The 14,078-nt window shown below is 52.7% G+C and carries 11 protein-coding genes; 6 read left to right on the forward strand and 5 right to left on the reverse strand.

The window, feature by feature from the left end:
* Positions 1–16 precede the first annotated feature (16 nt).
* Both hydA and B5D23_RS00955 read right to left on the reverse strand, forming a co-directional pair.
* Positions 17–1,444, reverse strand: a complete 1,428-nt coding sequence (gene hydA, locus B5D23_RS00950; protein ID WP_078683517.1) for a dihydropyrimidinase — start codon at positions 1,442–1,444, stop codon at positions 17–19.
* An 8-nt stretch (positions 1,445–1,452) separates the two neighbouring features.
* On the reverse strand, positions 1,453–2,829 hold the full coding sequence (locus tag B5D23_RS00955) for a cytosine permease (protein WP_078683518.1): 1,377 nt from the start codon (positions 2,827–2,829) through the stop codon (positions 1,453–1,455).
* 763 nt (positions 2,830–3,592) lie between these two features.
* Between B5D23_RS00955 and hgcA the strand changes: the two genes are divergently transcribed.
* Positions 3,593–4,741, forward strand: a complete 1,149-nt coding sequence (hgcA, locus tag B5D23_RS00960) for a mercury methylation corrinoid protein HgcA (RefSeq protein ID WP_159445864.1) — start codon at positions 3,593–3,595, stop codon at positions 4,739–4,741.
* Positions 4,742–4,755: 14 nt separating this feature from the next.
* Complete coding sequence (hgcB, locus tag B5D23_RS00965) at positions 4,756–5,043, forward strand: mercury methylation ferredoxin HgcB (protein ID WP_078683520.1); 288 nt, start codon at positions 4,756–4,758, stop codon at positions 5,041–5,043.
* Between the two features lie 67 nt (positions 5,044–5,110).
* Here the strand turns inward: hgcB and B5D23_RS00970 are convergent, their stop codons facing one another.
* Positions 5,111–6,046, reverse strand: coding sequence for a Gfo/Idh/MocA family protein (locus tag B5D23_RS00970; RefSeq protein WP_233813568.1), 936 nt, complete (start codon positions 6,044–6,046; stop codon positions 5,111–5,113).
* 193 nt (positions 6,047–6,239) lie between these two features.
* Here B5D23_RS00970 and lpxB point away from each other — a divergent pair, with 193 nt between their 5' ends.
* Together lpxB and B5D23_RS00980 are read left to right on the forward strand one after the other, a co-directional pair.
* Complete coding sequence (gene lpxB, locus B5D23_RS00975) at positions 6,240–7,346, forward strand: lipid-A-disaccharide synthase (RefSeq protein ID WP_078683521.1); 1,107 nt, start codon at positions 6,240–6,242, stop codon at positions 7,344–7,346.
* A gap of 19 nt (positions 7,347–7,365) precedes the next feature.
* Positions 7,366–9,936, forward strand: a complete 2,571-nt coding sequence (locus B5D23_RS00980) for a DNA internalization-related competence protein ComEC/Rec2 (RefSeq protein ID WP_159445865.1) — start codon at positions 7,366–7,368, stop codon at positions 9,934–9,936.
* Between the two features lie 28 nt (positions 9,937–9,964).
* On the opposite strand, the gene B5D23_RS00985 is transcribed toward B5D23_RS00980, so the two are convergent.
* Positions 9,965–10,516, reverse strand: coding sequence for a hypothetical protein (locus B5D23_RS00985; protein WP_078683523.1), 552 nt, complete (start codon positions 10,514–10,516; stop codon positions 9,965–9,967).
* 207 nt (positions 10,517–10,723) lie between these two features.
* On the opposite strand from B5D23_RS00985, the gene wbaP reads away from it, so the two are divergent.
* Positions 10,724–12,082, forward strand: coding sequence for an undecaprenyl-phosphate galactose phosphotransferase WbaP (gene wbaP, locus B5D23_RS00990; protein WP_078683524.1), 1,359 nt, complete (start codon positions 10,724–10,726; stop codon positions 12,080–12,082).
* A gap of 289 nt (positions 12,083–12,371) precedes the next feature.
* On the opposite strand, the gene B5D23_RS00995 is transcribed toward wbaP, so the two are convergent.
* Positions 12,372–12,572, reverse strand: a complete 201-nt coding sequence (locus B5D23_RS00995; RefSeq protein WP_078683525.1) for a hypothetical protein — start codon at positions 12,570–12,572, stop codon at positions 12,372–12,374.
* 357 nt (positions 12,573–12,929) lie between these two features.
* Between B5D23_RS00995 and B5D23_RS01000 the strand changes: the two genes are divergently transcribed.
* A complete protein-coding gene (locus tag B5D23_RS01000) occupies positions 12,930–13,964 on the forward strand; it encodes a hypothetical protein (protein ID WP_144012501.1) in 1,035 nt (344 codons plus the stop codon).
* Positions 13,965–14,078: the final 114 nt, after the last annotated feature.

The following is a 14,078-nucleotide window of genomic DNA, read 5'->3' on the forward strand; positions in this document are numbered from 1 at the left end:
CAACCTGTTTCCTCAGTTAAAATGCATGATTGGTGAGGACTGATTCAGCGATAGAGCGCTTGATGAAGCGCCCGCTGTCGCGCTTGCCGAGAAAGTCCTTTCCCTGAACGACGATGCTGCCGCGGGCTATGGTGGTGTCGACAGCGCCAGTCAGCTCCAAACCATCGTGGAGACAGTAGTCGATGTTGTTGTGAAGCTGCTCTGGAGAGAGAACCCACTTCCTGGACAGGTCGACAATGGTGATGTCGGCATCACTTCCGGGGGCGAGACAGCCTTTCTGCGGATAACAGCCGGAGAGCTTGGCAACATTGGTGCTGGTCAGCTCAACAAGCCTGTTGATGCTGATGCGTCCCTTGGCGACACCTTCGGACAAAAGGACGGGAAGCCGGATTTCGCAACCGGAAAGCCCGTTCACGATCTTGCGAAAGTCCGGAATTATTTTGCCCTGAGCGTCGCGCTCCAAAAACATTTCTTTTTCTTTGATGGAGTAGGTGCAGTCGTCTGAACCGGTGACACAGATGGTGCCATCGCGCAGGCCGTCCCAAAGCTCTTTGGCTTCCTTTGGGGTCCTGAGCGGCGGCGAACAAATGGCGAGATGTCCACGTTCCTCGCTGGCGTACATGTCGTCAAAGAGGGTGAGATAATGAGGACAGGTCTCTACATAAACGGGCAGACCACATTCCTGAGCGCGTCGGGCGATGTCGAGAGAAGGTTTGTTTGTTGTGTGGACGAAAAGCACGGCATTGCCGCAATATTCACTAAACAAGGTGGCACGGCTGACGGCTTCAGTCTCACACAGGACCGGCTTGGAGCTGGCAAAACTCTGCCAGCCGAGCGAGTTGCTGGCGACACACTCTTCAATGTTGCTCTCGGCAATGGCGTTGCTCTCTGCGTGCAGAAGGGGGAGACCACCATACTCTTTGGCGAGCTTGAAAACCTTGAGAAGGGTCTCGTCGTCAGACATGACGCCTTCCTTGCGATAGGTCATGAACATCTTGAAGGATGGGCTTCCCATGTCGATGAGCTTGGGGATCTCCTGAAGAATGCGCTCCGGGGCTTCGACAAATTTGCAGTGAATGCTGTAGTCGAGGGCGGATTTGGACATTTCATCCTTGCGTTCTTCAAACTGCGTGATGACAGAGTTGCCGGGAAAGGTGTTGGTGAAATCCATGATCGTGGTGACGCCGCCAAAGGCGGCAGAAACACTCTGCGTGTAGAAATCGTTGGCACCAAAACAGCCCTGAAAAGGAGCCTCAACGTGCATGTGGGCGTCAATGACACCGGGGAGGATGTGCTTTCCTGTGGCGTCGATAACTTCTTTTGCCTCGACGCTGTCGCCGAGCTGGTCGAGAACGGATATTTTGCCGTCCTTGATGCCGATGTCGATTTTCTTGGAGCTTTCAGGTGAGACAACAGTTCCGTTTTTTATAACGAGATCAAACATGGGTGCTCCTATTTGCTGGTTTCCATGAAACGTTCAGTGCCGATGTTCTGCTCATAGCGAGGGAGCACAAGCTGCTTCATGAGGATGACATAGCCCACAATGCCGATGAGGAAGGTTACAAAGAAGGCGTAGTCTGGCAGGAAAAAGCCACCAATAAAGGCAACGATAGTCGCGATGACTGCGGCGGGATTAAAGCCGTAGGCATAGCGGTACTGCCCTGACAGGGAGTAGAGTTCCGGGACGTTGAGTTTCATTTTTCGAATGAGATAGTAGTCGGCAAGCATGATGCCGCAGACCGGGCCGAGTAGACTGGAGGAGAAGACCTGAAACTGAACGAGGTAGTCTGAGAATTCCCACGGCATGATGGCAATGCCGATAATGCCACTGATGATGGTTGCCCATGCGTATGAGAGCTTGGGGAAACAGTTCAGCAGAACATAGGTTGGCGGCATCAGGTTTGCGGCGGTGTTGGTGGACCACTGCGCAAAGGTGATGGTGATGAAACAGATAAAGAGAATGAGGGGTTTGTCAGGACCAAAGGTCTGGGCCACAACGTTGATGGGGTTCCACTCGCCTGTGAGAATGCTTGCGGTCAGGCCGACGATGAGGATGAGGGCACCAGCAAGCACGAGTCCGAGCACCTGCCCGGCAAAGGGAATGGTGTTGCGCTCAACAAAGTTTGTGGAAATGTCGCCTGTGACCTTGAGCTGACGGGTGAGGTCTGGGCTGTTCAGGGCCATGGTGATCCAGCCACCAGCAATGCCCATGATGGCAAAGGGCATGGAATAGGTGTTTTCTGAGGGGGCGTGAAGAATGTCGGCGGCAAAGCTGGCATCGTTTGCCTTGAGGAGCCACAGGAATATGGCGATGAAGACAAAGGCCAGCATGGGGATGGCGACCCAGTCAAACTTGGCCATAGCCTTGAGTCCATAAATGGCGTTACCGACCTGAAGTCCCGCAAAAAGAATGATCCAAAGCGTCAGGTTCGAAAATCCCGTGAGCATGCTGACGACGGAATCTAGAGCCAGTGCTCCTACCCAGGTCTGGAAACCAAACCAGAAAAAACAGGGAATGGTTCTGATAATGCCGGGAATCCATGAGCCTTTGTAGCCGTAGCAGGCGCGCATGTAGACAGAGAACGTGATGCCATACTTGATGCCAATGTCTCCGTTCAGAACGAGAAGAAGGGTAACCATCATGTATGCGACGAAGATGGCCCAAAGAACAGAAACAGGTGCAAGCTGCGGGTAGAACTGGGCGCCAATGGCAAAGCCGGCAATGTTGACCGTCATCCCAGCCCAGAGCAGGGTAAAGTCTATAAAACTCAGTGTTCGGTCGTGTACTTTTGTTGGTAGCAAATCCTTGTTGACTGAAGCCTCTCCCATATGCCTCTCCTTGGAATATAGTGGGATTGTGAGTGAATTGGATACCGAAATATCTGTGTCGCTCTGCGAGGTGCTTTGCGTGTGGTGCAGGAACTGGAGCAAAAAAAAGTGAACATGATCGAAAATTGTGTCTAGGCAGTGAAAAGCAAGGATCAGACCAGCATTTTAAGAAAAGAGAGGAGACTTTGTGGAGAGAGTCCAATAGAGTTGGTATGTTATGATAAAAAAAGCGGGAAGAGGAAAAAGTGTTTTGCGGGAGCGAATACTGCGGAATCGTTGTGGATTCGTTATCAAAAAGAGAAAAAGCGCTGCGTGCCTGTGTTCGGCTAATGTATGGACGACGGTGCTTTCTATAGAAAAAAGAGTTTCTGAAAGCGGATTATCATTTCTAGAAATGAGAAAAGCTGTGTTGCGTGCGTGGTGAAGGCGTGAGCAACAAATCTTTTTTTTTGCTTCTGCAACAGTGAACTTATGAAACTGTCACCAAGTTGACTGACGTAGTGCTGCGGCCTATCCTATTGTGAGAGTTTCTTTTCTGCCGTGTGAAGACGGGGGGCGTTGCATTTTTGCGATGCGGTCTTTCCTGCGGGGAGGAAAAGAAGATGGTTTGAGGAGAGAAAAGGACGTTCTGGCCTTTTTTAGTGCGGAGCACTTGGAGAGCCGAGGAGTCCGCGAGACGCGAAATACGAGGAGACGAAGACGCATGGTGCGCGAGCAGAGGCAGAATAGTGAGCTATCGAAACCGGTAGCTGAGGGCTCGTCCGTGAATGAGGGCGCGTTCTGCTATATTAAACCCGGTTCTGCGGTGCGGGGCGAAATTCCTGGGTGCGGAATGCGTCCGGGGACCGTCTTTGGCCCAGAGGACAAGCCGGGCTACAAGGTCTGCCATTTTGTTCGGGAGTTTGTGCACACCAAGGTGGGCGTTGTTCCTCGACTGATGGCATACCTCAAATGGCGTGATCGCCTTGGCAATGCCCTTGCACGGCTTGGGCTTGCGGGCGACTGGTATAAGGTCGTGCCGGGGCTGTATAGCGTCGGTTTCCCGGATGAGCACGCGCCTGTTATCGTGACGGCCAATTTTAAGCTGACTTTTGACAAGCTGCGCGTGGCGCTGTCTGGCATTGATGCGTGGCTTTTGGTTGTGGACACGATGGACGTGAATGTCTGGTGCGCAACGGGAAAAGGACTTTTTTCCTCGCAGTCTCTGGTGCAGGCGGTTCGTGATGCGCAGCTCTCGGAGCTGGTAAAGCATCGGACTGTGCTGGTGCCGCAGTACGCGGCGGTGAGCGTGAGTGCCCATGATATTAGGGAACAGTGCGGCTTTGATGTCGAATTTGGTCCTCTGCGGCCAGAGGATCTTCAGGCGTATTTTGAAAATGGGCGCAAAGCCACGCCAGAAATGCGCACGGTGTCCTATGATCTGAAAGAGCGGGCAGCACTTTTGCCTATTGGGCTGATGATGCTGACGACGCCAGCCTTGCTGATGGCATTTTTTGCGCTGGTGATTTCTGGAATTGGGCCAGATCTCTTTTCCTGGAGCGTGGCCGCGAGCCGATGGCTCAAAACCTTGGCCGCGATGGGAACAGGTATATTTTCCGGGGCAGTTGTGATGCCGCTTTGGCTCCAGACTGTTCCGGGTGTTCGTTTTTCGACAAAGGGTATGGTGACGGGCATTCTGTTTGCTCTGCCACTCTGTATTTGGCTTTTGCAGTCCTGCACGGCTGTGGAAGTGCTTGCCCTTGGGATTCAGACCGTGGTGGTGAGCAGCTATGCCAGCCTGACCTTGACTGGTGTTGCTCCGTTTACTTCACCGTCTGGTGTTGAGAAGGAGTTGAAAACAGCATTGCCTCTGCATATCGGAGGACTTCTTCTTGCCGGTGCCCTGTGGGTTGCCGCCCGGTTTATTGCGTAACTGGAGGTGCCGGAATGGAACACTACCGGTACATTCCCGGAGTGGTTTCACTCAATTTTGACGAGGAGGCATGCACGGGCTGTGGTCTGTGCGTAGATGTCTGTCCTCATCGGGTGTTTGAAATGATAAATGGCAAGGCTCGCCTGCGTGACCGTGATGGCTGCGTCGAGTGCGGTGCCTGCGCCAAAAATTGCGAAGGGCGCGCCATTCGGGTTGACCCCGGAGTGGGCTGCGCTGTCTGCGTCATAAAAAGCTGGCTGTGGTCAATGGGGCTTCGTGTGTCCCGTCCCAGCTGTCGCTAGACGCAATACACACAAAAAAAGCCCCCACAAGGTGGGGGCTTTGTCTTTTCTTGGACCAGAGAGGCGACTAGTTCTTCGGAGGAAGAACGCGCTCAATGGTTTCCAGAACGGTCAGACCGTCGCGGCCCGTGATGGGAGGCTCGGTGTTGGTCCGAATGGCGTTCAGGAAGGCTTTCAGCTCCAGCGGAACTGGCTCTTTGTACATGACAGGCCATTCGCGAACAGTGTAGTTTGCGTCGTAGCCTTCAAATTCACTGTACTCTTTGACGTCCTGCGTCACGAGGTCAGCGTGGATGTACTTGGTCTTGGTGGCAACGCTGATAGCGCGAGACTTGTACGGAGTGACCCAGTTGGTGCTGATGTGGGCAAGAATGCCGTTGTCCATCTGAGCAGTAATCAGTGCAGAGTCTTCGTGTTTGCCACGGGAGGAGGACATGACGGCGTAGACGTCTTTGTACTCGGCTCCGGTGATGAAACGAATCAGGTCGATGTCGTGAGAACCGAGGTCCTTGATGACACCCACGTCCTGAATGCGCGGCGGATACGGGCCAACGCGTTCGATGTTGATGGACAGGACTTCGTCGTCCTGCACCAGCTCGCGCACGCGGCGAACGGCCTGGTTAAAGCGCTCAATGTGACCCACCATGAGGGTGAGGCCTTTTTCTTCTGCTTTGTTCAGAAGCTGGCGGCCTGCGTCAGCGCTTGCTGCCAGAGGCTTTTCGATGAGCAGGGGAATGTTTTTGTCCATGACCTTGAGGCCAACGGGCAAATGGTGCACCGTAGGAACGCAGACACTCACGGCGTCCAGTTCCATCTCCAGCATGGAATCAAGATCAGTGAAGGTCTTGACGTTGAATTTTTCTTCAACTTCCTTCAAAACCTCTTCGTTGGTATCCATAACGCCGACGACTTCGACATTGGGAAGTTCGGAGTAAACGCGAAGATGGATTTTACCCATCCAGCCGAGGCCGATGACGCCGACCCGCATGGTTTTGGTATTCATGACTATGCTCGCTTGAGTCGTGCCCAAAAGGGCTGTTATATCACTGCGTCGACCGAATCGGTACAGAAAGCTGAGCCGTTCCGGGCGCGTTTTTCATACTACAAAATATCCTTGTGATGGTTTGGCGTGTACCAGATTTTGCGACGCCTGCCAAAGCCTGTTTGAGCAGAGAAAATCAGGAGAAATCCCGCTTATGAGCAATGCAATATGGATTAATGCCGGCGAAGTTTCTGGAGATATGCACGGCGCTTTGCTGGTGAAGGCCCTCCGAACCCAGAATCCAGAGCTGGACTGTCTGGGCATGGGGGGACCTGCCATGCACGAGCAGGGTTTTACAAATGTTTTTGATATCAGTGAGTTGTCCCTCATGGGTGTTGGCGAAGTCTTGGGGCACCTGCCACGCATCATTGGACTTTTGCGCCGACTGTATGTGCAGCTCAAAAAACATCGTCCCAAGGCTGTCGTGCTCATTGATGCGCCTGATTTTAACTTTTTTGTGGCGCGTATGGCAAAGCGGCTGGGAATTCCTGTTTTTTATTACATTTGTCCGCAGGTCTGGGCATGGCGCACCGGGCGCGTGAAGTTTTTGCGAGAAAAAGTCGACCGAGTGCTGTGCATTTTGCCCTTTGAAAAGGCTTTTTTGGCAAGGCATGGGCTGGACGCTGAATACGTGGGGCATCCTCTGACCAGCCAGATGCCGCTGGCGGAACTGGATGGAATTGAGACGGACCCGAACCAGCTTTTGCTCTTGCCGGGGAGTCGCAAAAAAGAAATTGAAACGCTGCTTCCTGAATTTATGCAGGCGGCGCAAAAGGTACGGAAGACGCATCCGGACTTGCAGGTGTCCATTATTCGGGCACCGGGAGTGGATGAGGGCTTTTTGCGTTCGCATTTGCCAGAGGATATTCCTGTTGAAATTTTTGAGCCAGAGGATCGCTACGAGCGCATGAAGAAGAGTGCTGCGGTCGTTGCCGCTTCGGGGACCGTTGCGCTGGAAACAGCGCTTCTGGGCGTGCCCACAGTGGTGGCCTACCGCATGTCCTTGCTGACGGAACTTGTGGGACGCCTGCTGGTCAAGGTGAAGCACATTAGTTTACCCAACCTGATTCTTGGCGAAGAGGTTTTTCCTGAGCTTTTGCAGCGGGAAGCCAATGCCGGGGAAATTGCGGCCAAGGTGAACAACTTCATGGACACATCGCACGGCGATGAGACGCGACAGAAACTGGCTGAACTGCGGAAAATGCTTGGCGAACCCGGAGCACCTGAGCGGGCGGCAGAGTATATTTTGTCCCACAGCTAGGGCTGGGGGCAGACGATCTATGGCAGAAGCTGGGCAGAGAGCGCGGGTTGAGCTGGGCCGGGGAATTCCGGGCCTGCTTCCGTGGCAGAACTGTTTTTGTGCTGCACTGGCCGGTATGTGGGGATTTCGTTTCCCCTGCATGGGGCTTGTGCTTTTGCTGGTGCTGCTGTTTTTTTGTCGATATCCACAAAAACTGAGGGGGAGGGCCTGTGTCCTGCCCCTTTTTTTTGTGCTGGGTTTTGTGTTTATGGCATTTTCTGCGCGGGTGCCGAGCCTTGATGCTCCGAGCTGGATGCGTGAACGAAAGAATGTGGACCTGACCGGGCGTGTTGTGGAGGTGCAGGGGAGGCCGGACAGGATTCTGCGGGTGTTTTTGGCAGATGCGCGGTGCCGCTTAAAAGATGGCACGGTGAAAGAGGTTCCCGGGCTCTTTTTGTGGAACTGGAAAAATCCGGAGCTTCGGCCTGCCATTGGAGCGCAGGTCTCGGTACGGCTGCGGGTTCGGCCATGTCGGGGCTATCTGAACCCCGGCGGCTGGGATACGCGCTGGTACTGGTCCCTGCAAAATGTGTTTTGGCGTGGCTGGTCGCGTGGCACGCGGGGGCATCCACAAATTGGCGCAGCTGCTGACAGCGTGCGGGACCGCATCATGGAAAAGCTGCGGGGGACGGATGAGACTGTATCGCAGGGGCGGGCTGTGCTCCTTGCTCTGCTTACGGGAAATCGGCTCTCCATAACGCCTGATACCCTTGGGCTGGTGCGCAAGGCTTCGCTGTCACATGCCTTGGCACTGTCTGGAATGCATCTTGGCTTTGCGGCAGGAATTGGCGTGCTGCTTGCGCTGTGCCTTGGGCGGCTGAATGTGTGGATCTTTTTGAAAATTCCCCGGCAAAAGCTGGCCGTCCTGTTGGCAATGCCCTTCGTTGCTGGATACATGGTGCTTGGAGGTCTCACTCCAAGTCTGCTTCGGGCTGGCGTCATGTTTTTTTCGTGGGGCGTGCTGCTTCTTTTGAACAGGTCGCGAGTGGTCTTTGACGGAATTTTCTTGGCACTTTTGCTTATTCTGCTGTGCTCACCGGGGAGTTTGTATGACATTCGACTTCAGCTCTCAGTGTGCGCGGTGGCTGGAATTGCGATTTTTACGCCGCTCTTGTGGAAGGCAGTGCAGGGCGCGCTGTCCTTGGGGCGGCGGCGAAGAGCGAAGGGGAAGACGACGGGTGGTGCCTCGAATCAGCGTCGCTCACTGTGGAAACTTGGGCGTGATGGAGCGCTGGGCATTCTGCTGATGAGTCTTTCTGCAAATCTTGTTTTGCTTCCACTTATTGCGGCTAGCTTTGGGACACAGGCAGCGGCTTTTTATCTCAATCTGTTTTGTCTGCCGTTTTTGGGATTCTTTGTTATTCCTGTGGGGTTTGCGGGGCTAGGGTTGAGCTTTTTGCCGGGACCATGCGCTCCGCTTGGGCTGTGGATTCTGCGGTGTGTTGCTGGCTCGCTCGACGCCGCCCTTGCCGGGCTGAGGCAACTGGACCAGTGGGGGCTTTTGCCGGAATGGCTAGTGCTGCGGCCCAGCTGGGTGGAGGTCCTTGGCTATGGGCTGGCTGTGCTGGCCTGCGCGTACGTGCTTGGTCGCCACAGGAAACGCGCGTTGCAGGCTGCATGCTGCGCTCTTGTGTGCCTTGTGGAACCTGCGCTGTGGCTCCATGTTCAGGATCATCATCGGCCAGAGCTGCGACTGTGGCTTTATGATCTTGGCCAAAGTCAGGGGGCCTGTGTGGAATGCCCTGATGGACGGCGTTTTTTGATTGATGGCGGCGGAGGAATGCCGGGGTTCAATCTTGGGGAAGTTGTGCTTGCTCCCATTTTGACGCAGGGGCGGCAGCCAAGGCTTGACGCTGCATTTTTATCTCATGCCGACACGGATCACTACCGAGGTTTTGAGTATTTGGTGCAACACTTTGGTATTGGAGCATTTTTCTGTAATGGGGTCTGGACTGAGCGCCGTGAACCGCAGAAGCTGCGCCACAGCATTCTTGAGCAGGGTATTCCGCTGCATGTGGTGCGGCGGGGAGAGAGCGTGAAGCTCGGTCCTGCGGTGCGCCTTGATGTTTTGCATCCCCGTGATGTGCAGGGCCTGTCCAAGAATGATGGGTCGCTGGTGTTGCGCCTTGTCTGGCATGGCCGGGGACTGGCGCTTGTGCCCGGAGACATTGAACAGAAAGGGATTTCGGAGCTTTTGGAAGGTTCGGAGAATCTGCGGGCAGATGTCCTCGTGGTGCCCCATCATGGCAGTAAAAGCAGTGTGTCGGTACCTCTGTATGTGCGGGTGCAGCCCGAAGTGGCTTTCGCTGCTGCCGGGTTTATGAATTTCCGCTTTTATCCGCACTACGGCGTTCGACGAGCTTTGGGGCTGCTTCAAATTCCTTTGTATCAGTCCGGGGAACATGGCGCGCTGTGTGCTCGCTGGCGATGTGAGCATGGTGAAGTGAAGTTTCTCGGGGTAGCGACCGAAGAAAAAAAGGCTCGGCGGGCCATACATGTGCAGAGGATGGTGCAGTATATTTTAGGGTGCAGAAAAGAAAAAAGGTATTGAGACCGGAGTCCCAATACCCTTGTGAGCATTATTTTTTGAAACTTCTGGCAAAAAGCTCACCAAGAGCCTTTCTGCCATTGGCTTCAAGGAAGCGGGTGCCTGTTCCGGCAAAGTGTCGGTGGGTTACCTTGGGGGCGTCGACTTTTTCCCAGCTTGTCTTTCCCCACTTGAACCAGCAGTCCTGCTTCTGGTCAAAAACAAAGAGAGGCTTGTTGCAGATTTTGGCATATTCTGCGCCCCAGCCTGTACCGCCCTTGACGGTGTCGTCGTCCTGAACTTCGCCAACGACAAAGACTTCGTGTCCGCTGGCAACCTGCCAGCAGATGCTTTGCAGAACTTTGCGGAACAGGGGTGCTCTGGAGTATTTTCGACTCATGAGTCGGGAAACATAGGTCAGGCTGACGTCCTTGAGGGACAGTTCTTCGCTTGTCAGGACCCGGACGCCACGCGGACGTTCGCTCTGGTGTCCTTCAAAGCTGTAATTGACTTCCTGAATGCCGTACTCTTCGGCGAGTTGTCCAAAGTAGTTCTCCGCGCCTTTTGCACCACCGCTAAACAGAATGGTCTCACTGTTGCTCATTACTCTTGCCTCCAGAGGATGTTCACTTTTGACAAAGAATTAGCACAGTGACGTGCTCTGCGGCAAGGCCGGGGACCACGACCGGAAAGAAAGAACTGAAATATTAGGGAAGAAGTATCGGCGGGTAAGTTGGTATTTGCTAGCTGATTTATCGTGTTTGTTTTATGCTTGCGAAATCGTTTGCTGTACCAGAGAAAGGGGTTTCTTGTGTTTTCTCGAATGTCGCTGTGTTTTGCCTGTGCCGACCTGCTCGCGCTGTATTTTGGAATGGGAACAAGTGTTCTTGTGCGATATGCTTGGGGCGGTGAGTTTCAGCTCGCTTTTTATGCGCAGCTGTGGCCTCTGGCGTTTTTGTTTATTGGTGCTTTTGCTGTGAGTGGGTTGTACCCCGGTGTTTTGCTTGCTCGGCACCTTGAACTCAAGCGCCAGATTCTTTCGGCAGTCCTTGTGTTTTTTACCCTGTTTTCCATGCTGTTTTTTACCCGAACGAGTGAAAGCTTCTCCCGTCTGGCCCTGCTGGGAGGACTGATGCTGAGCTGTGTGCTTTTGCCTCTTTTTCGGGAAATTGTTCGTTCCCGATTTGGCGGCTGCTCGTGGTGGGGGATCCCTGCTGTTGTCGTGGGGCCTAAAAAGGCGACGAAGCGAGTTATGCAACGCTTTATCAAGGGGGATGTGTCTGGTTTTCGTGTTTTGAAGACGATTGATACGACTGGACTGGATGAAATGGAGACGCTGGCGCAGCTTGCCCGGTATGAATCGGTGTCTCCTAATCCCATTGTGATCTATGTCCCTTCTCATCAGGCTTTGGATGATTCGGATCTTGTGTATCAGTTGGAAAATAATTTTCGGCGGGTACTGTTTGTGCCTCCCTCATCTTTCCAGTCTTTGAATTTGAGCGTGCATGGTGTCGGAGGCGTGCAGTTTATGCAGTCACACACCAAGTGTCTTGACCCTGTGCGCATCAAAATTAAGCGTTGGATTGACCTTGGATGTATCGTGCTTTCTTTGCCTGTGTTGCTCCCTGTGCTCGCGCTGATTGCCTGTGCGATCTTTTTTGAGGACAGGGGGTGTGTGTTTTTTACACAGGCTCGCATAGGAAAGGGAGGCAATGAGTTTCGGGTCTGGAAGTTTCGGACAATGGTCGTCGATGCTGGCGAAGTCTTGTGTCAGTATCTGGAGTGTCATCCTGAATGTGAGCAGGAATGGAAGGAAAATCAAAAGCTCAAGGATGACCCGCGTATTACAAAGGTGGGGCGTTTGTTGCGAAAGACCAGCCTTGATGAGCTTCCCCAGCTTTGGAATGTGCTCAAGGGAGAAATGAGTCTTGTGGGGCCCCGTCCCATTGTTCAGGATGAAATCGTCAAGTACGGCGAAGCGTTTTCATTGTACACCCGGACGCTTCCCGGGCTGACAGGCTTGTGGCAGGTCTCTGGCCGAAGCGATACGAGCTATGAGGAGCGGGTGCGGTTGGATATGTATTACACCCGAAGCTGGTCCATCTGGCTCGACATTTATATTTTTATCAGAACCGTGCGCGTAGTCCTAAACTGTAAGGGCGCGTATTAAATTTCTGTGTAAAAAGTCTGTGTTTTCATCGTGTTACAAAGAAAATAAAAATCTTTGAAAGAAAAAACGCAGGGCTTTTTGCGCTGATCCGTTTTGTTCTGTGAAGAGCACAGAAAACGTCTTCCCTGATTTTCATGACACTAGGGCGCTCATTGATGCAGGGGGAACGTGGAAAGCATATTGGATATGTGTGTGCTCTTTGAAGGTAGGGACGCCTGCCGAAAAAAGACAAACTGTTTGTGTGTAAAGGGACAAAAAGTCAGGGCCGACTTTTTGTCCCTTTGATTTTTTATTCGTCGAGATGATAGTGCTGGTTTTCGATTTCTTCCCACCACGGAGATTCCCGGGGATAATACAGTGGGCAGTTTTTTCCTTCGACGCGGGACATACCCCACTGGTCTTGGATGTTGTGCGGGCCGGGGAGTGAAAAATAGGTGACAGCAGAGGCGCACAGTATTGCCGCAAGCATAAAAAGCCGATGAAAACGCAAGGTCGGGGTCTCCTTTCCGGAAAAAAGTGCATGAAACTTTGGAATATCGCAAAATTCATGCCTCTTTTGGGACGCGAGAGAAGTCTGGCGGAGTCAAGGCGGTGCACAAGAAGGCATGACTTGCAATTGCGTTTCAGAGGATATAAAATACGCGCTTCAATAAAGAATCCTCATCGCGAGTCGCGATATTCAATCTAAAAAGATAGACGTGTAATGAAAAAAAGTTGCATCCGCTCCCAAAGGGTGAAGACCCTGTGTACTGGTATTTTTCTTTCTGCATTTTTGTGTGGAATGAGTGCCATTTTTTGTCCTTTTGCGGCATATTCTGCTGATACTTCGAAGAAATCAGAGTCTTCTGTGCCCCTGGAGGTCGTTCAGTCTGTGACTGCGCTGATTGATCTCTGTGCAAAGCCCGGCGCTCAGCCAAAAACTGAGGATTTGCGCGCTGTGCTGAAATATGTCGCGGGTGTTGCAGATGCTCAGGTTTTGGATTTGCCAAAGAAATACGGTGCGGCTGGCGCTGCGGTAAGCGCGTCAATCAACACCTCACTCCAGCGTATTCTGGAGTATGGTTACCACCCTGGAATTCCAGCAAATGTCGTTTACCCTGCCATGATTCGCGAAAGCGGCTGGCTTGCGGATTCTGATTTTGCACAGGAAAAGCCACAGCTTTGGGACAAGTCTGGAACGCTTGAAGCTCCGTTTATTATTCGCGGACGCGAGTTTGAAGAAATTACTCCGGATACCTTTAGTGGTGCCTTTTACCGCTATACGATGGACCGTGTGCTCCTTAGAACGAGCTACGAAGGTCGTGACGTCTTTGTGTCTATTACTCAACAGGATGGACCGTCTTCCGTAGGGAAAAAAGGACTGGTTCTGGACGACGCAACTTGGAATTACCTCTATTCTGAAGAGGAAGGGTTGACCAAGGGCGGCATGACGTGGATGGATACCTACATGTACGGTTCTGCGTCTGTCTCTGTGTACATTCAGGATGCAGCAAACCCTCAGCATACCACATGTATGATGTTCAAGTGGTTGCGCGCTGGGTGGGCAAAACTTAATGTGGTTCGTTCCAAACACATTGCTGCGGGATGTGAACGCTCCGTACGGTCCTTCCGGCAGGTTATAGAATCTCCAAAGCTTCCAAGCAGTAATGAGCTTGCTGCACAATACGCGTCTTTGACAAAGCTGTCTGATGAAGAACTTGATGCAATGATGCGGACCTACGTTGACGGTTTGCAGCGTTTTCGCTCTGAGAATGAGCTTTTGGAGGATGGTTTGTTCGCAAGTCTTCTTGATGATTACACTTATGTGAAGCAACTGAACAGGGCGCAGAAAGTAAACCTGATGATGAAGTCCTATTTGCGGACGCAACTTGGCATAAAATAGTCTGCTCTGAGATAAAAAAGCAATTGAGTGCGGGTACCTTATGTGGGTGCTCGCACTTTTTTTATTCAGATAAAGGCTGCTGACGGGCTTTGTTGGCGATAGTGCAGAAAAAAT

The sequence above is a fragment of the Desulfobaculum bizertense DSM 18034 genome, from assembly GCF_900167065.1.
In the GTDB taxonomy this organism is placed as follows: domain Bacteria; phylum Desulfobacterota; class Desulfovibrionia; order Desulfovibrionales; family Desulfovibrionaceae; genus Desulfobaculum; species Desulfobaculum bizertense.

Bases quoted from the DNA above. Each gene is read 5' to 3' on its own strand.
- lpxB (WP_078683521.1), top strand. From the start codon at position 6,240: ATGAGCAATGCAATATGGATTAATGCCGGCGAAGTTTCTGGAGATATG.
- hydA (WP_078683517.1), bottom strand. From the start codon at position 1,444: ATGTTTGATCTCGTTATAAAAAACGGAACTGTTGTCTCACCTGAAAGC.
- B5D23_RS00985 (WP_078683523.1), bottom strand. From the start codon at position 10,516: ATGAGCAACAGTGAGACCATTCTGTTTAGCGGTGGTGCAAAAGGCGCG.
- B5D23_RS00970 (WP_233813568.1), bottom strand. From the start codon at position 6,046: ATGAATACCAAAACCATGCGGGTCGGCGTCATCGGCCTCGGCTGGATG.
- hgcB (WP_078683520.1), top strand. From the start codon at position 4,756: ATGGAACACTACCGGTACATTCCCGGAGTGGTTTCACTCAATTTTGAC.
- B5D23_RS00955 (WP_078683518.1), bottom strand. From the start codon at position 2,829: ATGGGAGAGGCTTCAGTCAACAAGGATTTGCTACCAACAAAAGTACAC.
- B5D23_RS00980 (WP_159445865.1), top strand. From the start codon at position 7,366: ATGGCAGAAGCTGGGCAGAGAGCGCGGGTTGAGCTGGGCCGGGGAATT.